This is a genomic window from Alteromonas sp. PRIM-21 (assembly GCF_027563165.1).
GTDB classification, from domain to species: domain Bacteria; phylum Pseudomonadota; class Gammaproteobacteria; order Enterobacterales; family Alteromonadaceae; genus Alteromonas; species Alteromonas macleodii_A.
This window is the reverse complement of sequence record NZ_JADOEK010000001.1, coordinates 306,838-328,115: the sequence shown is the minus strand read 5'-3', so window position 1 is coordinate 328,115 and position 21,278 is coordinate 306,838. Positions and strand designations below refer to the sequence as shown.

14 protein-coding genes are annotated in these 21,278 nt (G+C 43.8%); 9 read left to right on the top strand and 5 right to left on the bottom strand.

The features are described from left to right. Nucleotides 1-8: 8 nt before the first annotated feature. Together IW644_RS01350 and sixA are read right to left on the bottom strand one after the other, a co-directional pair. The gene (locus tag IW644_RS01350; RefSeq protein WP_118489834.1) at nucleotides 9-203 is read right to left on the bottom strand and encodes a hypothetical protein; all 195 of its coding nucleotides are present in this window, start codon (nucleotides 201-203) and stop codon (nucleotides 9-11) included. 121 nt (nucleotides 204-324) lie between these two features. Further along, nucleotides 325-840, bottom strand: a complete 516-nt coding sequence (gene sixA / locus IW644_RS01345) for a phosphohistidine phosphatase SixA (protein WP_269916101.1) — start codon at nucleotides 838-840, stop codon at nucleotides 325-327. Between the two features lie 171 nt (nucleotides 841-1,011). On the opposite strand from sixA, the gene IW644_RS01340 reads away from it, so the two are divergent. The 3 genes from IW644_RS01340 to IW644_RS01330 all read left to right on the top strand — a co-directional run bounded on the left by IW644_RS01340 (nucleotide 1,012) and on the right by IW644_RS01330 (nucleotide 9,178). Continuing rightward, complete coding sequence (locus IW644_RS01340) at nucleotides 1,012-3,759, top strand: insulinase family protein (RefSeq protein ID WP_269916100.1); 2,748 nt, start codon at nucleotides 1,012-1,014, stop codon at nucleotides 3,757-3,759. 399 nt (nucleotides 3,760-4,158) lie between these two features. Continuing rightward, entirely contained in the window at nucleotides 4,159-8,715 is a 4,557-nt protein-coding gene (locus tag IW644_RS01335; RefSeq protein WP_269916099.1) for an EAL domain-containing protein, read from the top strand. 298 nt (nucleotides 8,716-9,013) lie between these two features. Continuing rightward, nucleotides 9,014-9,178: a hypothetical protein gene (locus tag IW644_RS01330; RefSeq protein WP_179982797.1), complete on the top strand. Its 165-nt coding sequence runs from the start codon at nucleotides 9,014-9,016 to the stop codon at nucleotides 9,176-9,178. A 101-nt stretch (nucleotides 9,179-9,279) separates the two neighbouring features. Here IW644_RS01330 and IW644_RS01325 read toward each other — a convergent pair whose 3' ends face one another. From IW644_RS01325 to fadI, 3 genes are all read right to left on the bottom strand, one after another. After that, nucleotides 9,280-9,477 (bottom strand): hypothetical protein, encoded by a 198-nt coding sequence (locus tag IW644_RS01325; RefSeq protein WP_269916098.1) that lies wholly within the window; start codon nucleotides 9,475-9,477, stop codon nucleotides 9,280-9,282. A gap of 207 nt (nucleotides 9,478-9,684) precedes the next feature. Next, nucleotides 9,685-11,826 carry a fatty acid oxidation complex subunit alpha FadJ gene (gene fadJ / locus IW644_RS01320; RefSeq protein ID WP_269916097.1) on the bottom strand — a complete coding sequence of 714 codons (2,142 nt, stop codon included), beginning with the start codon at nucleotides 11,824-11,826 and terminating at the stop codon, nucleotides 9,685-9,687. 19 nt (nucleotides 11,827-11,845) lie between these two features. Continuing rightward, nucleotides 11,846-13,156, bottom strand: coding sequence for an acetyl-CoA C-acyltransferase FadI (gene fadI, locus IW644_RS01315; protein ID WP_118489838.1), 1,311 nt, complete (start codon nucleotides 13,154-13,156; stop codon nucleotides 11,846-11,848). Nucleotides 13,157-13,628: 472 nt separating this feature from the next. Here fadI and IW644_RS01310 point away from each other — a divergent pair, with 472 nt between their 5' ends. Genes IW644_RS01310 through IW644_RS01285 form a run of 6 tightly spaced genes read left to right on the top strand, consistent with a single transcriptional unit; the run spans nucleotide 13,629 to nucleotide 21,091 of the window. Beyond that, nucleotides 13,629-14,585, top strand: a complete 957-nt coding sequence (locus IW644_RS01310) for an AAA family ATPase (RefSeq protein WP_269916096.1) — start codon at nucleotides 13,629-13,631, stop codon at nucleotides 14,583-14,585. A 3-nt stretch (nucleotides 14,586-14,588) separates the two neighbouring features. Continuing rightward, nucleotides 14,589-15,563 carry a DUF58 domain-containing protein gene (locus tag IW644_RS01305; RefSeq protein ID WP_269916095.1) on the top strand — a complete coding sequence of 325 codons (975 nt, stop codon included), beginning with the start codon at nucleotides 14,589-14,591 and terminating at the stop codon, nucleotides 15,561-15,563. Further along, nucleotides 15,563-16,183 carry a DUF4381 domain-containing protein gene (locus IW644_RS01300; RefSeq protein WP_269916094.1) on the top strand — a complete coding sequence of 207 codons (621 nt, stop codon included), beginning with the start codon at nucleotides 15,563-15,565 and terminating at the stop codon, nucleotides 16,181-16,183. The genes IW644_RS01305 and IW644_RS01300 overlap by 1 nt, the downstream gene beginning before the upstream one ends. Then, nucleotides 16,176-17,252 (top strand): vWA domain-containing protein, encoded by a 1,077-nt coding sequence (locus IW644_RS01295; RefSeq protein ID WP_269916093.1) that lies wholly within the window; start codon nucleotides 16,176-16,178, stop codon nucleotides 17,250-17,252. The genes IW644_RS01300 and IW644_RS01295 overlap by 8 nt, the downstream gene beginning before the upstream one ends. Then, a complete protein-coding gene (locus IW644_RS01290; RefSeq protein ID WP_269916092.1) occupies nucleotides 17,252-19,297 on the top strand; it encodes a vWA domain-containing protein in 2,046 nt (681 codons plus the stop codon). Before IW644_RS01295 ends, IW644_RS01290 begins: the two co-directional genes overlap by 1 nt. Beyond that, complete coding sequence (locus IW644_RS01285) at nucleotides 19,298-21,091, top strand: BatD family protein (protein WP_269916091.1); 1,794 nt, start codon at nucleotides 19,298-19,300, stop codon at nucleotides 21,089-21,091. Nucleotides 21,092-21,278: the final 187 nt, after the last annotated feature.

The window sequence follows — 21,278 nt, the reverse complement described above, 5'->3', positions numbered from 1 at the left end:
TTTATCTGCTAGCCTTTTGTTTCGTCAGCGAGACGCTGTGCACGATTTGCCAACGCTCTCGCTTTCGCAGCAGCGACCTTATCTGATAATTCAGATAATCTGGCAATAATATCCTGCGTCTCCTCATCTTCACGTAAATCAGCCTCCGCCATATGCGATTGCAATGAACGCTTAAGGAGCTCAGGAATAGATTTGCTGTCCATTTCCCAACCCTTCAATAGAATAAACTTTGACACTCTCAAAGAGACTATCGACCGGATAGAGATATACTTAACAATTATTTGTTCAATTTTTATTAATTCACGTGAGAATGAGTGAACTGTGTTAAAGACCCTGATAGTGCGTAACCAAGGTGCCCTTGTGCTCATTCAAAGAGTACTTAATTACCGCAATTGACGCTGTAGAAAACAAGCTGGTGGTGTAGGACTGGCAAAGCTCATCAACCAAATAGCTAACTAGCGGCATATGGCTAACGACAAGCAGTTTTTTAATGGGCTTTTTAGAATTGACTGCTGCGTGAAGCAAGCCGTCAATATAATCACTTACCAATCGCGGCGAGCCTTCTGGCACAATATCGTCGTTACTTTCAACCTTGCCCGCTTCTACATCTAACGACACCATATCAAAAGTTTGTTTTGCTCTGCGATAGGGGCTTACAAGCGCTAAATCAACAACACCTTCGGTACAGTAATGGTCTTTTAACCATAGCGTAGCCGACTTGGCTTGTTCTCGGCCTACTGACGTGAGTTGTCTACTTTTGTCATCGAGTCGAGGTGCTTCTGCTTCACCGTGACGCATAATGAAAAGATAAATGTCGTCGTTGCTACTTTGACCTGACATAACATTGCGCATAGTATTAATGAAAGTATGCTAACGATATCAGAGAGCTGAATCTACGCCTAGCGCAAAACCGTGAATAATGTGAATTTTCGACTATTATTTAATGTTTTGTGAAGATTATCTTAATAGATGCTCCAGCAGTAAGGTGCCTTTGACCATATATGAGAAAATGTGAATAACACGATCAACTTAGAAAACGCGCACCACATAACTTTGCCTAACGGCTTGCGTGTTATGCTGTGTCATACGCCCGAGGCAAGTGAGTCCTTTGTTTCTATGGCAGTACGAGCAGGACACTTCTACGACCCTCACGATTGTCAGGGGTTAGCTCACCTTCTAGAACACATGCTTTTCATGGGGAGCCGGCACTTACCCAAACCTAATGCAATAAATGGCTTTATTGAACAGCATGGGGGCACCATAAACGCGTGGACTGGCACCGAATACGCAAACTATCATTTTAATTGTAGTGGAGACGCGATTGCGCAAACTTTACCTGCTTTTGCAGATATGCTTAGGCAGCCTTTATTCGAAGAAGAAGCGCTTACCAACGAAATAAAAAATATTCATGCCGAATTTGAGTTTAAGAAAAAAGATGACCTTCGTCGTCTTTACCAAATTCACAAAGAAACCTGTAATCCAGAGCACCCTTTCGCTAAGTTTTCAGTGGGTAACAGCGATACCTTTTCCCAACATGGGTGCGCTGCGCTGAAACAACAACTTAAAGCTCTTCACCATACTTATTACTGCGCAAAAAACATGTGCCTGTGTATTGCCAGCACCATGCCCTTACCTCAACTTGAAGCATTAGTGCATCAATGTTTTGCCAGTATGCCGTCAGGACAGTTAGCGTCAGATGACTGGCCAGCCCTTTACACCGAAAATGAATTGGGTATACAAATAAACATACATCCGCTTCAGTCAGCAAAGCGGATGATAGTGACATTCGCCCTACCCGCTTTACAAAATGACTATGAAACAAAACCGCTGAATTACATTAGCCATTTAATTGGCGATGAGGGCGAAGGTAGTTTGCTTGCCTACCTTAAAGAAAAGGACTGGGCGCTTAACCTCATTGCTGGTTCGGGTATTGAGGGAGACAAATTTAAAGACTTCAACGTGAGTTTCCAGCTTACTCAAAACGGGCTGGAAAACAAAAACCGTGTACTGGAAGCACTATTTAGCTACATCTCAATAATTCGAGAAGCATCCCATGAAGATTGGCGCTTTCACGAAAAATCGAAGTTAAATACTTTAGCCCTAGAGTACGAAGAAAATATTAAGCCACTTAGCCTGGTCACCGAATACGCACAACACCAGTTTATTTTTGGGCCAGACGAATTAGGTAAACTGCGCTCTACTATAGGCAGCTATGATAAAGGCGTTATTGACCATGCTTTATCCTTTTTCACCCCAGATAACATTCGCCTGAAAGTTATTTCTAAAGACGTGAAAACCACACAAGTTTGTGCGTTCTACGAAGCCGAATACAGTGTAGAGAACATTGATCCTAAGTTATTGCAGGAACTTAGGTCACCAGAGACAATTAGTGAATTACAGCTACCTCCACCCAACCCTTATTTAGCAAGCGAGTACAGCCTTATATTGCCTGAGACTGGCTTTAATATTCCTAATAAATTGGTGGACAATGGTGGTTATCGTTTTTGGTTTGCCCAAGACCAACAGTTCCATAGCCCTAAAGGCGATATTTATATCTCTTTTGACGCCGCTAAATTTTCTGACTCTTTACTCGCGGTTGCTGCTAAACGCATTTGGCTGGGCGCATTAAATGATCACCTGCAGGCTAAATATTACAGAGCCGAGATAGCAGGCCTGCATTATCGTATATACGGACATCAGGCTGGGTTTACGCTGCACACTCGAGGCTTCACTAATCAGCAAACCTTATTAGCCAACCAGCTTCTTGCTGCGGTACTGGATTTCATACCTGATGAAAAAGCCTTTGAACATCATAAAGCGCTGCAAATTCAGAGCCTTCACAATTCGCTATTAAATAAGCCCACTAACCGCTTGTTTTCGCGATTGAGCGTGCTTATCCAGCGCAACACCCAAGCACCTGTGGAGCTGCTAGATGTAATAGATAGCATCACCTATGAGCAAATGCATAATTGCAGAAAGCGTGCTTTTGAGCATTATTTCATTGAAGCATTTATGCACGGAAACTGGTCTAGCGAAGAGGCAAGAGTATTTTCAAAGGCGCTTCAAGAACAGTGTGTTAATGCTGGTGGCGGCCCGCTTTCACGGGCGGTATCTAAACTTCCTGTGGGGGGAACGCTTTACCATGAAGTGCTTTGTAACCACGATGACTCGGCGGTAGTGCTGTATCTTCAAGCGCCCTCCCCAGGCTTTACCGACACGGCGCTTTGCATGATTTTAGAACAAATGCTGGCCGCCCCATTTTTCAATGCTTTGAGAACAGAACAACAATTAGGCTATATCGTAGGAACCGGCTATGTTCCGCACAATCAGCACCCTGGCATGGCGTTCTATATTCAAAGCCCACAATGTAGCCCGAAACATTTGTTAGATTCTATGACAGAGTTCTTGTTTCAGCAGTTAAATGAAATTGAGTTCTATCGTTTTTACTGGCCAACAATTCAGCAAAATTTAATAAAACAGTTAGAGGAGCGAGACTTAACGCTTTCTATGAAATCTCAGCGACTATGGGTAAGTTTGGGTACGCAAGACTTAGGGTTTAATAGAAACGTTAAACTGGCAGAGCGAGTTAAAGAACTGAGTTTTGAAGAAATCCAAGATTTTGCACAGCAACTCGCTAAGCGTGAACGCTGTGGAGAGCTTGTCCTGTTTTCCAAAGGAAAATTCGAAGCTATTCCAACCCAAGAGAAGCGTACAATAAACAGTATTTCCCACTTCAAACAAGAAATACCGTACTACTGAGCACGGTTTTCAATTATCACACTGTTACACACTACCGAGTACTTTGCGTTTTGCTTAAAGACCATCTTGTGCCTTCGTTAAGCGGTAATTTCATTGCTTCTTCTTCAATAACGCGATTTAACCTCTCGAAAATATCCCCTTTCTTGTCAATACTTTACAGAAAACGCATACTAACCAGCGATTTTAAGAAAATATAAACGTCAAGTTTTTGACCAAGGTGTCGATAAATAGACACTGAATTTGTCTGAGGTTGCTCAATAAGTAACCCATCATCCCTGCTAACCCTAAAAAATGCTTGTGGAGACTCAGTTAATTCGGCATATTTATTATTCTGGTCGTTAGGGATGCTGCCAGTCAAAAATAAAAAAATAATAAATGGCGTATGCCAAAGGTGTATAGGTGCGCTCAACCCTAATTTATTCAATGCTGCTTCTTTTGTTGGCTTTGTCAGGAATGTGTTTTAATCCTGCGAAGGCGATAGAAGTTTCTGATCTTCATTTCACAGAGTTAAATAAGCAACACGGCCTATCAGACACCGCAGTTTTAGATATTGTGGAAGATCATATGGGCTTTATTTGGCTGGCGACGTCAAATGGCCTTAACCGCTATTCGGGTTATGATGTAAAGCAATACCACCCCTCAGACGTTGACCCAAATTCCTTACCTTCCGGATACATTCAAACACTATTTGTTGATTCCGAAGGACAACTATGGGTAGGCACTCATTCAGGGCTGGCGCTTTATCAGCCAGAATCGGATGACTTCAAAGTCTTTAATAAAGACAGCTCTGTGATAAAAACCAACTTAATCACGGCAATTTCAGAAGCGAAAAATGGTGATGTACTTTTCTCTGATAAGAAATTCCTCTACCGCTATTCAAAGCAAACTGCACAAATAAGCGTTCTCACCCAGGTTTTTAAAGAAGAAAGCTACATTAAAGTAATTTTTGAAGAAGCAAACCGTATATGGGTGGGCTCTAACCAATTCGGCGCTGCGCTAATAGATACTGAAACGCTGGAAGTTCACAACGCAAGCAAAGTTAACCCGTGGGGGGTTTCTTTAGATATACGAGCGCTTCACGATATCACTGTAATTAACGGAAATTATTGGTTAGCAACAAACGAGGGCCTTATCGTCTTAGGATCTAACGGCCGTGTCTTAAAGCGAATACAAAGCAATGACCTTGGCGTAACTGGAGAAGTTAACTCTTTCTCCATAACTGTTGTGGGTAAAGATATTTGGGTGGGCACTTACATTGGATTATTTTTGTTATCGGATGCAGCTGAAGCAACTATATCACCTGATTATCGCCCTGATTATTTGCATTTAAACTCTGACACTTACAGCGCAACAGGAATTCCTTCTGCAATTGTAATGCGAGTAATTGAGGATCGTACGGGTGTGGTATGGGCCGCAACTTTTCATCGCGGCGCTTTTAAGTACCATCCTGAATACGCCAGCGTACATTTTCAACCTGTTTATAATTCTGATCGCCATAGCGACGATAACTTTTCAACATTATGGGGCTTTGCGGAAAGCAGCGATAGGACACTCTACCTAGTTTCTCAACAAAAAGGGCTAGGTAAAATATCCCGAGATACGGGCAATGTTACGTTTTTCGACTTTTTCGAAGAAATGGACCCAGCCATTCACTATTGGGATATTGAGATTGATGACCAAGATAACATTTGGATAGCATCCTCTATTGGCTTACTCGTGGTCAAAGATTCTGGAAACAGCTTAGAATTAGTGCGTGAGTATTTTAAAGGATCTTTTATTGATTACATCTTCAAAAGCGATTCAGCCATTTGGTTACAGGTTGCTGTGGGAAATGTATACTCCATAGATGTGAACTCGGTTGCTTTTACAACACAAAGTAACGAAGTAACGAAGACTGAGGTTCCTGAAAAATTGGGGCACATGGTGGCAATATTCGAAGATGATGAAAATAACATATGGTTTAGAGCTAGTGAAAAACTTGTTATTTACTCGGTTAGCAAAGGTGAAATCATTCGAGTTTTAGACTCATCCAACGGCATTAATTCTTTGGTATATGGCGTACATGAAACCCCTTCCGGCCTATGGTTAACCACACGTTCAGATGGTGTTATTCAATTAGATAAAAGAAGTTTTACTCTACTTAAAAAGCAAAAGAGAGACAACCAAAGCGGGTTTATCACTTCAACGACTGCGATAGAAAATAGCATCTGGTATTCGGATGCTAAAGGTGTCCATAAAGTTCATTTACCCACGTTAAGAGAGGCTGATAGTATTCCCAATGCTCAGCTTGAATATAACTCTCTTGGCGAAGGCGCCGTAATCGCCACTTCAGATAAGACGATTTATTTTGGCGGCAATAAAGGCTTTGTCAAGATTTCAAAGCAAGCCATTAGTGCCAGTAACGAGGTCAAGCAAACCCTCCCCCCCCAACTTTATCAAGTCAGTGTGTTTGGCTCGTTGGCTAAGACCAAAAGAAAACTAATTGAAAATGACGAAGCTTCGAACTACCTATCGTCAAAAGTGAGTATCACCTACGAAGAACAGTTGGCGCTAAAGCATGATGAAACCCGCTTTAGTATTTCTTTTGGGCTTGTTAATCCGGTTTATCCAGATCAAGTGACTTATAGGTATAAGCTTAGCGGTTTTGAAAGCGACTGGGTATACGTAAATAAAGAGCGTACCGCTCAGTTTAACAATATTTCTTTTGGTAACTATATATTTTCAGTACAAGCTAAAGAGCCGGGTAAAGCGTGGTCTAAGAGCAGAAATTTAAAAATAACCATAGAGCGGCCTCCTTGGCTTCACACCGTAGCCCTTGTTTTCTACGGATTAATTGCATTGGCTATTTTTGCCTTCATTTTACGACAATACCAAATAAGAAAAGCAAACCAGCTTGCCATAAAAGAGTCGGAAGAGCGTTTAAAGCTAACCCTATGGAGTTCAGGCGATGAGCTGTGGGACTGGGATGTGTATCGAGGTCAGGTATACCGTGCCAACACCTGGGGGACGTTAGACTTTCCTCAAGACGATATTCGTACTTCTGGCGCCTACGATGCCAATATTCATCCTAACGATATTAATCGAGTCAAATTCGCGCTAAGAGCACATTTAGAAGGCGATAGTGACTTTTACGAACTAGCCTATCGCGCTAAGACATTTAAAAACCAGTGGATTTGGATACTAGATCGCGGAAAAGTGGTAGAGCGCGATCATAACGAGCAGCCGGTGCGAATGACAGGCACGCTCAAAAATATTCACCACTTAAAAGAAGCTGAAGAGCAGCTCAACCTGTTTAAACGCTCAATTGAGAACATTTCAGAAGGGGTATTTATTACCAATACCCAATTCAAGTTTATTAGTGTTAATAATGCATATTGCAGCTATACCGGCGAAACTCGAGACCAAGCACTTGCCAGCTTTATGCATTTTCATTTATACCCAGATGCCTTTACCGAGGAAATTAAAAAAACCCTCAAGTCTAAGGGTAACTGGTCTGGTGAGGTAGAAAGCGTACGAGTAAACGGCGAGCGCTACGAAATGGAGCTAAATATTGATGCCGTGCACGATGAAGACGGCAAAATAAGTCATTTTGTTGGAGTTTTCAGCGACATTACGTCTCGTAAGAGTACTGAAAAAGAGCTTTTGAAACTTGCCAATGTCGACCCGTTGACCGAGCTCCCTAACCGTTCGTTCTTCCAAGCGAGCCATCAAAATTTAGTACGTAAATCCAGCGCCCATTCCTTGCTTTGCTTGGATATGGATAACTTTAAAAAGATAAACAACTCGTTGGGCCATCAGACCGGCGACATTTTAATTAAACAAATTGCCAAACGGCTACAGCGTATTACCGGCAAAAATGCCACTTGCTATCGCCTAGGTGGTGATGAGTTTAGTATTTTAATGGAAGATAACGCCGATATTCATACGGTGACCCATTATGCACAAAGCTTATTAGATACCTTGTCGCGACCCTTTATTATCAATAAACAAGAGTTTGTGCTAGGTGCGAGTATTGGTATTGCCTTCTACCCTGACGATGGTGAATCCCCTCAGGAGATGCTGAAAAACGCAGATACGGCCATGTATTTTGCCAAAAATAATGGCGGCAACAGCTATCAGTTCTTCAGTGGTGAAATGAATCAGAACGCGGTTAGGCAGCTGCAAATTGAAAATTTGATCCGTCAAGGTATTAAAGACGACCTGTTCACTGTTTATTACCAGCCTAAAGTGGATATAGCCTCTGGTAAATTGGTTAGCATGGAAGCCTTGGTGCGTTTTGAACACCCGCAAAAAGGCATAGTAAGTCCAGGGCAATTTATTCCATTAGCAGAGCAGACTGGCCAAATCATTGAAATTGGCGAACAGGTACTACGCAAGGCCTGCGCGGATACTAAACGCTGGGTTAAGCAAGGTTTATTTAGCGGGCGCGTAGCCGTCAATATTTCGGCAAAGCAGTTCGAACTGCCAGATCTGGATGACAGAATAAATAGAATATTAAGCGATGTAGGTCTGTCACCGCTACATCTTGAGTGTGAAATTACCGAAGGTACGCTAATGGAAAGTCCTGAAAACGGCCTTCAAATGATGACACGACTGCGCGAGCGAGGTATTCACTTAGCGCTAGATGATTTTGGGACAGGTTATTCTTCACTTGCGTACTTAAAACGCTTCCCTTTAAATACCTTAAAAATAGACAAAGCCTTTATTGATGATATTGCAAAAAGCAATGTAGACCGACATATGGCTGCGGCCATCATCAACATTGCACACAACTTAGGCCTTAAAGTTGTAGCCGAAGGTGTAGAAGAGGAATCTCAACTCGACATACTGCGCCGTTACGACTGCGAAATGTTGCAGGGCTTTCTATACAGCCGCCCTTTAAATGCAGAACGTTTTGAAAAGCTGCTTACAGAAAATCAAAAGCTGCACACGCTTTTAGGCAATAACCAGTTTTAAAACGCCTTCTCTCTTTGTAAAGGCATTAATTGCCTTCTAACCTCTTCTAAAACGGCAACTTGGGGCAAATACCTTCCCCATAAACCTTCGTATATTAGACTTTAGTGTCATTATAATGGCGCTAGCCTTTTTTCTTCTTTCACAACAATAAACAATTTAACGTAACCAACTGATTATAAAGGGTTAAATATAAAAGCAAACATATTGGCACGTAAATAGCAAGTATTAGAGTGCCGGTAACAAATATAAAAAATCGGCTTTGTTTGTTCGTTCAAAATAATAATCAGAGGAAATCAACATGTTAAAAGAGTACGCAGTTGCACTAGTACTTTCTACCGCTACCCCAGTTGCTGCCGACAAACTAGAAGGCGCTAAGCAGGCTCCTGAGTCGCAAAAAGAAACCACTACTCAGCCAGAGTACGTAAGACCTAAAACTGGCGGCGGAAGCGGCGTAGGCTTCTAATTTGAAGTTGAAACGATTTTCAAAAAAAAGAGAGTGCTTACTCTCTTTTTTTATACCTAAAAATTTGAGCCCGTCGTTAGTGGATAACCTAATCGGTAAGTCTACGCTGCTATATAAATATTATTAAACCCCACCGCATTGCGCCAATGCATGTGGCGAGAGATAGAGAACATAGGTAATAAGATTGGACCTAACGCAAAACCCGCTATCGCCCACTTCTTCGCATTCATTCCCCATTTAAACGCTTCTACATAAAAGTACAGAGAAAAGATAACGCTTAGTACCACGAGTGAAATCACACTGCCTCCAGCTGTTTAACTTAATTATGCGAAGTTTCTTGTTTCCATCAATTATCAAAGTTAACCCATTGATAATTGACGCCAACAATTTGACACGTTTATTTTTTAACCACGCGAATTCTACCCAAAATAGAACAATAAACCAGCAAAAATATATATTAGACATAAAAAAACCGGGCAGAGCCCGGCTTTTAACATTTTATAAACTTAACTGTAAAACGTTTGATCGTTTTCTGCCATTTTCACTAACACATCAGCAGGTGCAAATTTATCACCTACGGCGGTAGCATAATGGTTTAAACGAGCGACAAGGTGTTTAATTCCCAGAGTGTCCATGTAGCGGAACGGGCCGCCTAAAAATGGAGGGAAACCAATACCAAAGATAGCACCAATGTCGCCGTCGCGGGCATTACGGATAACACCTTCATCAAGACAGCGTGCCGCTTCATTTAGCATCATAAGCACGCAACGTTCAGCAACTTCTTTTTCGCTTAGCTTAGCAGACGGTGATAGCCCAAGTAGTTCGTAGATTGACTCATCCACTTCTTTACCTGGCTTCTTACCCTCGTATGAATAAAACCCTTTTTGGTTCTTCTTACCTTTTCTGCCATCTGCCAGTACTTTATCGAAAGCACTTGGCGCAGTGAAGCGCTCGCCGAATGCCTCTACAAGGAATGGAATAATCTTAGTACCAACATCAATGCCCACTTCATCAAGTAGTTTCACAGGTCCCACAGGGAAGCCAAATTTAACCAAAGACTTGTCGATGTGTTCAATTGGCTCGCCATCAAGAATCAAGTTTGCCGCTTCATTCATGTAAGGCGCCAAAATACGATTCACGTAGAAACCCGCACCGTCTTTAACAACAACTGGCGTTTTGCCTTGCTTCTTAGCAAACTCTACCGTTGATGAAATAACTTGGTCCGACGTTTTGTCGTGAGCAATAACTTCAGCTAAGGGCATTTTGTCTACAGGCGAAAAGTAATGAAGACCAATCACGTTTTCAGGGCGTGCCGCTTTCGCTGCAATTTGTGTAATTGGAATAGACGAAGTATTCGATGCGAAGATCGTGCTTTCTTTGCAGTTCTCTTCAATATCCGCCACCATCTTCTGTTTAAGATCTAGGTCTTCAAATACCGCTTCAACCACGATATCCGCGTCTTGGTAGCCACTGTAATCCAGCGTACCGGTAAGAAGCGCTAACTGCTTCTGCATTTCGCTGTTACGCATGAAACGCTTCTTCACCTTTTTGTTTAAGATGTCGTAGCTGTATTTCATGGCGTTTGCGATGCCATCGGCACGTACGTCTTTAATGCGCACAGGCACGCCGGCTTTCGTTGAGGTTACATAAGCGATACCACCGCCCATCAAACCACCGCCAAGCACGCCTACTTTCTTCATCTTTTCAGGCTTAACACCTTCAACGCCGTTTTCTTTCTTCATTTCAGTTGTAGCAAAGAAAATCTGACGAAGTTGGAAAGATTCCGGCGTCATCACTAGCTTACCAAAGGCTTCTGCTTCGGCTCTAAGCCCGGCTTTCATGCCTTCGTTCATGCCTGTTTCAATAACGTCGATGATATAACCCGGCGCAGGATAGTTGCCTTTGGTTTTAGCAAACGTCGCTTCACGGGCTTTTTTGAACATCATGTTACGGCCTGGGCCCGTTTTCTCTAACATTTTGTCCATAGCGCTTTTTTGCGGCGCGTCACGTTCTGGCTTGCGTTTAAGGGCAAACTGCTCTGCCACTTTCAAAAGTACGCTATGTGGAACAACTTCATCAACAATGCCGTATTTTTTGGCTTGCTTGGCACGCGCAGGTGAGCCAGTTAGCATCATTTTCATTGCTTGTTGAATGCCAATAAGACGTGGAAGACGCTGAGTACCGCCACTGCCTGGCAATAGTCCAAGCTGTACTTCAGGTAGACCTAACTGAGTACTAGATGAATCGGTACATACGCGATAGTGACACGCAAGCGCAAGCTCCAAACCACCACCTAACGCTGGGCCGTGAATCGCTGCAACGAAGGTAGCCTTCATGTTCTCGATTCTATCGAAAATAGCTTGTCCACCGGCTGCTATAGTCGTTGCATCCTCAGCAGTTTTACACGCTGCTAGCATGGTGATATCAGCGCCCGCGACAAAAGAGCTTGGCTTACCACTCGTTAATACAACGCCTTTAATGCTGCTATCACGCTCGATATCGTCAAGCATGGCTGAGATTTCATCACCAAACTCAGCTTTAAGCGTATTCATGCTCTCGCCAGGTACGTCCATACTAAGAATAGCAACGCCATTATCTTGCTTGGTTAGCGTAAATGCGCCTGATGTTGGCTGAACTTCATTTGTCATTTCTTGTTCCTGACTCATATTATTCTGTCTCCACGATCATTGCGGCACCAAGACCACCCGCAGCACATGCCGTCACTAAGCCGGTACCACCGCCACGGCGATTTAGTTCGTTAAGCATTTGCGTGATCATACGCGTACCGGTTGCAGCAAACGGGTGACCATAGGCAATTGAACTACCCATTACGTTAAATTTGTCCATGTCAATTTCGCCGGTCGCTTTATCGCGCCCTAGTTTCTCTTTGGCGAACTTGTCACTTGCGAACATCTTAACGTTAGCAAGCGTCTGCGCTGCGAAAGCTTCATGCATTTCAATTAGTGTTAAGTCGTTTAGGGTCATGCCCGCACGGTCTAACGCAATAGGTGTCGCGTATGACGGTCCCATTAGCATGTCTTCCCATACGTCAATGGCCGAGAACGCGTAGCTTTTAATGTAGCCTAGCGGTGTGTAGCCTAATTCTTTGGCACGGCTTTCTGTCATCATAATCACCGCAGAGGCACCGTCTGTTAGCGGTGTTGCGTTCGCAGCTGTTACAGAGCCGTATTTCTTATCAAATACTGGGCGAAGTTTCGCGTAACCTTCAAGCTTTGAATCGAAACGTACGTTGTTATCGCGCTCAAGCGCGCCTTTGTACGGTTCTGCATAGGCAGTCATGACTTCGCTAGACAGTTTACCTGCTTCCCAGCTTTCAGCGGCTAGGCTATGCGAGCGATGAGCTAGTTTATCCTGCTCTTCGCGAGAGATTTGATGTGTTTTTGCCATTTGTTCTGCTGTTTGCCCCATCGACAAACCGGTAGAATACTCAGCAACCGCAGGAGGAACAGGCGCTAAGTCTTTCAAGCTTAAGCGCTTAAAGATATTTAGCTTTTGACCCAGAGTTTTAGTTTTCTGCAAATCTACCAAAGCACGTGCAAGGTTTTTAGACACACCGATAGGTGATACTGATGTTGAGTCTGCACCACCTGCGATACCCACCTGAACCGTACCAGCCATCATGCTCTCAGCGATGTTGACCGTAGACTGGAAACTCGTGGCACAAGCGCGAGATACGCTATAAGCATCAGTGTGAACATTCATGCCTGTACCAAGCACGATTTCGCGGGCAATGTTTGGCGCCTCAGGCATTTGTACTACCTGACCGTAAACTACCTGGTCAACCCATTCTTTCTGAACACCATGGCGAACGAGAAGTTCGTTTACGACCATTTTACCTAAATCAACAGCCGGTACGCCGTGGAAATATGTAGCCATTTTCGCAAACGGAGTACGCAACCCCGCGACAATGGCGATGCGATCACCCTCTCGGGTAGTAACTGATTGTTTTGTTGCCATAATGCACCTAAATTGATGACCAACTTTATTATTAGCTAATAGCCGCAAAGTGGTCTGACCTGTAATAAACCTGATTTTTACAAACAATGAACAAAATAGCAAATAATGCAGAGCTAAGGGCAATATAAATGAAACTAAAGTTTACCTGAGCAGTTCAAACCATCGGCAAAACTTCTAGTTGCCTTCTATAAATACGCTCTGGTGGCCCAAATAACTTGTTGATGCCCTACTAAATATCGCATTTTTATTGCTATTTAACGACTTGAAGAAAGATAGAATGAACCATATATGGAAATTAAAGTCTGTTTTGTGTCATTGTGGCTAATGTAAAGAGTGCCTAAGGTAAAGTATGACTAGCACAAAGTTAATTAATTCACTTTTTACTAAGGCGATCACTTTTTAATAGATTAGTTAACCCCATTGTCCAACTGACACTTCCTGATAACGAGAACTCAAACGGAAATTTTGCATTATGGCAGCAGCGCAATTTCAACAGTTACACGCTTATTTAGACCAGCAGATCATTGGTCAGAGTGCGTTAACCAAAAGCCTTCTAATCGCTCTTTTGGCCGATGGCCACCTTCTAGTGGAAGGCCCACCAGGACTTGCAAAAACACGTGCAATTAATGCGTTAGCTAACGGTATTGACGGTGATTTCCATCGTGTGCAGTTCACGCCAGACCTTTTACCGGCCGACTTAACCGGGACAGACATTTATCGCCCCGAAACCGGCGAGTTTGTTTTCCAGAAAGGGCCGCTCTTTCATAACCTAGTGTTAGCAGACGAAATTAACCGTGCTCCAGCCAAAGTGCAATCTGCGCTGCTGGAAGCTATGGCTGAACGCCAAATTACCGTGGGCAGTAAAACTTATCCCCTGCCCCCGCTATTTTTAGTTATGGCCACGCAAAACCCATTAGAGCAAGAAGGAACGTATCCGCTACCTGAAGCGCAGCTTGACCGTTTCTTAATGCACGTGGACATAGATTATCCAGGAGCAGAGACTGAATTAGAAATACTGCGTTTAACTCGAGGCGAAGCGCTTTCAGAGCCGCCTATTACACCGCCTACGCTAACTCAAGATGATATTTTCACATCTCGTAAAGAAGCTTTGTCCTTATACATGGCGCCTGAGTTAGAGCAATACTTGGTACAATTAATAATGGCGACCCGTCAGCCAGCAAGTTTTGATGCAGAATTAGGCCAGTGGATAGCGATGGGAACAAGTCCTCGCGCCACCATTAGCTTAGACCGCTGTGCACGCGCCCACGCTTGGCTTAGCGGTAGAGATTTCGTCGGCCCTGACGACATCCAAGCCGTCGTTCATAACGTACTTCGCCATCGTATTATCTTGTCTTATCAAGCTGAGGCAGAAGGTATAACGATTAACGACGTACTCGATAAGATTGTTGCTATTGTCGCAGTTCCTTAAGCTATGGTGAATGTACAAGCGCAGCTGAATAAGCTGCAATGTAACGGTGTCTCTTTGTCTAGTGCAGAGTTACTTCGCTACCAGCAGTTGGCCAAGCTTTTTAGCTTGGCGCCAAAACGCATGCCACAAGCTAAACTTGCTGGGAGTTATTTAACCAAGCACAAAGGCCGAGGTATGGAGTTTGACGAGGCCCGTCACTACCAACCCGGTGACGATATTCGCGCTATTGATTGGCGCGTTACCGCGCGCACGGGTAAAACCCACACCAAAATATATCGGGAAGAGCGGGAGCGCCCGGTTTTTCTTTTTTGTGATTATCTGCCCTCAATGGCCTTTGGTACGCAACTGCTTACCAAAGCCGTTCAGGCAGCCCATGTATCTTCATTGATTAGCTGGTCTGCTGCGGCTCGCGGCGATAAGGTTGGCGCATTAGTATTTAACCAACAACAGCACAAAGAAGTTAAACCCCTTACTCGCAAAAAAGCCGTACTTCACGTTTGTCATGAGCTCATGGCATTACATGAACAAAGCACACCGTTTAAAGCTGACAAAGCTAAAGACGAACAAGCTTTTGCTGATGCTTGTGCCCGTGCAAGGCGTTTAGCTAGACCAGGAAGCTTAGTTTATCTGGTATCAGATTTTCAGCATTTAAGCGCCCAGGCTATTCAGCATTTAAGCCACTTAACGCGCCATTGTGAAGTAAGAGCTATTGTGATCCATGACCCGATAGAGCATGCCTTGCCACAAACCAGTTCGCTGCAAACCGTTAGTGTTTCAGATGGTCACAATCAACAGCGCTGGGTATTAGGTGACAATACCGAACAGCAGCAATATTTAAAATGGCGAAATGAACACAACAGCGCAATTTACGATACGTTACGCAAAACTAACATCGCAAGATTCAGTGTGAGTGCCGGCCTTCCGTTAGATGAACAGCTTCAAAGTATGCAACAAGAACAACGGTTGGAGCTTAATTAATGCAAAGCAATAACCTTTCTACTCATTTTTTATCAAACCTTTTACCTAAGTCAGTACAATCGATGCCGCCCGCAAATCAAATGCCGGCAGCGCCTCAGCAGCAAGACCCCCTCGCCCAGCTGCGCGATATACACGTGCCTACTGAGGTCAGTATTTGGCCATTAGATTGGGGGTGGTGGGTACTTATAGCTGTGGTTTTATTGGTGTTATTTGGTCTCTATAGAACTATTTCTGCTCACGTACGGCATAACAAGCCTCGTAAGCAAGCATTAGCATTGCTTGAATCAATTTCAGCACAACAAAGTAATTGGCCGGTAGCCCTAAACTCTATTTTGAAGCGCACCGCTATAAGCTATTACTCTACTCAACAGGTTGCTGGGCTATACGGCAAACAATGGCAAGCGTTCTTAACATCTGCTTTAAAAAGTCCTGATAACAAACTTGAAAGTGACTTAGCATTATTGATAAGCAATGTTTACCAAGCTAACCCTAACCCAAGAGACTTTGAAACCTGCAAAGGGGCGGTAAAGAGTTGGCTTTCGAAAGCGAAGCTCCCGAAAAATAAGCGGACGGTGAATGGCCTTTCCTCTGAAAATGTGAAGGAGCCGCATCATGCTTAATTTTGCTTGGTGGTGGGTCTTTTTTGTGCTCCCTTTACCAATTTTGGTACGCCTACTGTCTAAAAAAGCTCAAGACATGCCCATGGCCGCGCTGCGGGTTCCCAGTTTGCGACCTGGTGATGTATCGGAACAAACCCAATTAAAACAAACCAAAATACCGCTAGTAGCAAGTAGCTTGATATGGCTGTTGCTGGTAACAGCTGCCGCAAGGCCTCAATGGTTAGGTGAACCTGTGAGCATACCTAATGAAGGCCGGGAAATGATGTTAGCGGTGGATTTATCTGGCAGTATGAAGATAGACGACATGCAGCTAAATGGAAGGCAAGTCAATCGTTTGACCATGACCAAATCTGTCGTGTATGACTTTATTCAGCGCCGCGTGGGCGACAGAATTGGGTTGATTTTATTTGCAGATACCGCATATGTCCAAGCGCCGCTTACCTACGACAGAGAGACCGTTTCAACACTTCTTAGTGAAGCTGTAATTGGTTTAGTTGGAGAACAAACTGCCATAGGTGACGCCATTGGTTTAGCAGTGAAACGCTTTGACGAACGGGAAGAATCTAATAATGTGTTGATTCTTCTTACCGATGGACAAAACACCGCAGGAAATATTACGCCTGAGCAAGCTAAAGAATTGGCTATAAGTAAAGGTGTGAAGGTTTACACTATTGGCGTGGGCGCCGACAAAATGCTGATCCAAAGCTTTTTCGGCAGCCGACAGATAAACCCGTCGCAAGAACTTGATGAAGGCATGTTAACTGATATTGCTACCGCCACCGGCGGCCAATACTTTAGGGCTAGAAATGCCCAAGAGCTTCAAGCTATTTATCAGCAGCTTGATGCGCTTGAACCTATCGAAGGTGAAACTCGTAAAATGCGCCCATTGAGCGCACTGTTTTATTACCCCCTAGCAGCTGCGATTTTATTGTCAGCGCTGTGGGCTTTTATCACTATTTCTATGTCTTTATATCGTTGGTTTGTACAAAAGCGTAATAACACGTCAACGCAACAGCTAAATTCGGCTAACGCAGCACAAGCAACTCAAACAAATAGGGAGACGAAATAATGGATTTCGACTTCTTAAATCAATTTCACTTTCTACGCCCCGAATGGTTTATGGCACTTGTGCCCCTAATGTTGCTTGTGGTTTTAATCAGAAAAACCACGGCTAAACAGTCTGGCTGGCAATCGGTGATCCCTTCGCACCTGTATCAACATATGGTGATAGGAAAGACCGAAATGGGCGTAAAGCCGCCTATGTGGATGCTGGCTTTTGTATGGGTTGTGAGTGTTACAGCTCTCGCCGGCCCAACGTGGGAGCGCCTCCCCCAGCCGGTATATCAGCTAAAAATGGGGCACGTTATAGTAATAGATATGTCGCTCTCAATGCGTGCAACCGATATGACGCCAGACAGACTGACAAGGGCTAAATACAAAGCCATAGACTTAGTTAACGCCATCGGCGAGGGTGAAATGGGCTTGGTTGCTTATGCCGGCGATGCGTTTGTTATAAGCCCTTTGACCGAAGATGCTGGGAATATTACCACGCTAATACCAAGCCTTTCCCCCGAGATCATGCCCGTACCCGGAAGCGACCCATTGCTAGGGATTGAAAGTGCTGCTGAACTGCTAACAAATGCGGGTTATAACTCAGGCATGATCTACTGGATTACTGACGGTATAGAGTTAGAGCAACAACAAGAACTTCAAGAATATGTAGCATCTGTTCCTTTTACGGTAAATGCACTTACCGTTGGCACAAGTGAAGGCGCGCCTATTAGGCAGCAAAGCGGTGAACTATTAAAAGACTTCACTGGCAGCATTGTTATACCCAAGCTAAATGAAAGCGCGGTGAAAGGCGTAGTAAAAACTAGCGGCGGTCGCTTTGAGTCCTTTACTTCTAACGACAATGATATTGATGCTCTAGCCGCGGTATCGCTGCTAGATAAAGGCAGCAGTGAAGAGGACGAGGAAGAGAGTAATTTGCAGGGAGATCAGTGGAAAGAAGTTGGCCCTTACTTATTACTGCTACTTCTGCCATTTGCGGCCTTTGCGTTTAAACGCGGATTAGTATTCATCGTATTGGTTGGCCTGCTAAGCCCTTCAATAGTTAAAAACGCCCACGCTGCACAAAATATAGGTACATCTCAGGGCGCTCAGTCTATTCCAAGCTCGAAAATGGTGGAAGAGTCTACGCCAGCAACAGTAAATAAACCTGAACCGCTTGCATGGTGGCAAAAGCCATTTATGAATGATAATCAGGAAGCTTTGAATAAATACCAAAGAGGTAAATACAAAGACGCCGTTAGCCAGTTCAATAGCGAAGCGTGGAAGGCATCATCCCTTTTTAAGTCAGGTGACTATGAAGGTGCTTTAAATGCTTACAAAAATATTCCAGGTGCTGAAAGCCTTTACAACCAGGGCAATGCGTTGGCCAAACTCGGAAAGTTTGAAGAAGCGATAGAGAAGTACGAGCAGGCTTTAGACGAAGCACCTGAGTTCGAGGACGCGAAAATCAATAAAAAAGTTGTTGAGGATTTACTGAAACAGCAGCAACAACAAGATCAGCAGCAGAATCAGAGCGAAAATAGTAACGATGACCAACAAGACAAGGCTCAAGATAATGGTCAAGATAGCGCTAATAACGACCAGCAGCAGTCAGGAGATCAGAATAATCAGGATGGTTCAAGCGATCAAAATGGCCAGCAAAATGAAAGTGAGCGCCAACAGTCTGACCAAAACCAGCAGCCTTCTAATGATGAACAACAAAATGATGGGGACAATTCTCAACAGCAAAATCAGCCAGAGATGAGCGACCAGAACGAGCCATCAGACTCACAGCAACAAAACGAAGAGTCAGAACAGCGTGATAATATGCAGCAAAATAATGCGCAGACGCAAGAAGACGAACAAGAAGCACGGCGGGAAGCTCAAGCCATACAAAGTCAAGAAGCTGAGCTTACCGATGCGGAAAAAGAAGAGCTACAGCGAATGGAAGGTTTAATGCGTCGCGTGCCCGACGATCCGGCATTCTTATTAAAACGAAAAATGCAATTAAAAGCACAAAAACGTCAGCGTCAACGTATGCCTTCAAACCGGAGTGATTGGTAGATGAGAGCCTTATTACAATCTACAGGAATATTTTTTTTACTAACCCTACTCGTTAGCGCGGCTGCCTATGCCGAAGTAAATTCAGTTGAAGCAACCATCGACCGAAATCCGGTTATGCTTGATGAAGCTATTCGTTTAACCATTACCGCCGATGGAAGCGCCGATAGAGACGCATTTGACAGCTCTCCCCTATTAAAAGACTTTGTAGTGGGCAGGACATCGGTAAGTAGCCAAACGTCTATCGTCAATTTCGACACCAAACGCACTACGGTTTGGACCACCACGTTATTCCCTCGAAAAGAAGGTACGTTCACTATTCCTTCGTTAACTATTGAAGGGAAATCAACAAAGCCTATTCAAGTTGAAGTTATTCCTGTTCAAGAACAGAGCAACGTGGCCCGAGACTATTTTGTTACTACAGATATCGACTTAAACGAGGCCTATTTAAACCAACAACTGCTGTACACTGTTAAGCTTTTTCTCTCTAGTAATATTGAGCGAGGTAGTCTGCAAGCGCCAGAAATGCAGAATGCGGAAATTACTCAGCTAGGTGAAGATAAACAGTATACCGATATAGTAAACGGCAGACGGTATCAGATTATTGAGCGTCAATTTGCTGTTGTCCCTCAAGCTTCAGGAGAGTTCACGCTAAGGGGCCCCATATTTACCGGTGAAGTTATGGCGGCTAATACTAACCAGCGTTTTGGCTTCTTTAATCGTACCCAGCAAATTAATCGTGTCGGTCCTGACATTACGGTAAACATTAAGCCTATCCCTCAGGGAATTGACTATCCTTGGTTGCCTTCTGAAATGGTTCGAGTTGACGAAGAGTGGCCGCAAGGAGATAACTTTGTCGCAGGCGAACCGGTAACACGCATAGTTACGCTAACCGCATTGGGCGTAGTAGAAGAACAGCTTCCTGATATTCCTGAGTTTTATCCGCCGAACTTTAAGTTATATCCAGATCAATCAAATACAACAACTGTTGAAAAAGACCAGAGTTTAATTTCTCAGCGCCAAACGTCTTTAGCAATTATTCCAACACAGCCTGGCGACTTTGTTTTGCCTGAAATTACTATTCCTTGGTTTAATACGCTTACTCAAAAAACTGAGTATGCCACTATTCCAGCTCGCTCTATTACGGTAGTACCGGCAACGAGCAGCAGTAACCCAAGCAACACTACACCTACAAGCAATGAGACCGTAGGCGATACTCAAAGTGATTTACCGTCAAAAGCGATAGAGCCCGACGTAGATTCGAGTAAAGAAGGCAAACCGTCTGATAGCACTGCTGATGACGCTAGTATTAGCGAAAGAACACAGCTTGATTGGGTTGTGAGCGTTGTACTACTTGCACTTTTGCTGGTCGCGCTTATCGGGTGGTTGCTCACCTATAGAAAGCTCAAACAAACTCAGTTGGCTGGGCTTACTGACAGTACTAAACCGCGCTTCAATGTTACAGCGGCACTAGATGAGAAAGCCCAATATCAAAGGCTGATGGCAGTGATAAAAGCAAAAGATACTAGCTCAGTACCACTTGCTCTTAAAGAATGGATAAACGCACTAACTGCCGGTAAAGCACATCTTTCACAGTTTGATGGAGTCAACACCGCTGTTGATGAGCTTTACGCACTGCGCTTCTCAGCTAGTCAAATTGATAAACCTAATCAATCGGAACAAGTATCTAAGACATTAGAAAAACTCACCGATGAAATAAAGCAGGCTCGCAGCAAATGGCAACAAACAGGTGCAAAAAATAGCCACACGCTATCTAACTTGTATCCTGCTTCGTAAAACGCATTTCATTTGCTAATACACGGAAACCTGCGTAATTGAAGCCCTTGCATAGAGCTGTATGACAGCGGCAAGGGTTTTGATAGCATTATCTCTGGTTAATATTCAGCACGAGTCTTGGTATTTAATGCCTTTTAAAGGCTCAAAAGTCCAAAATGCTTGTAGCCTATAAAAATAATCAATCAAA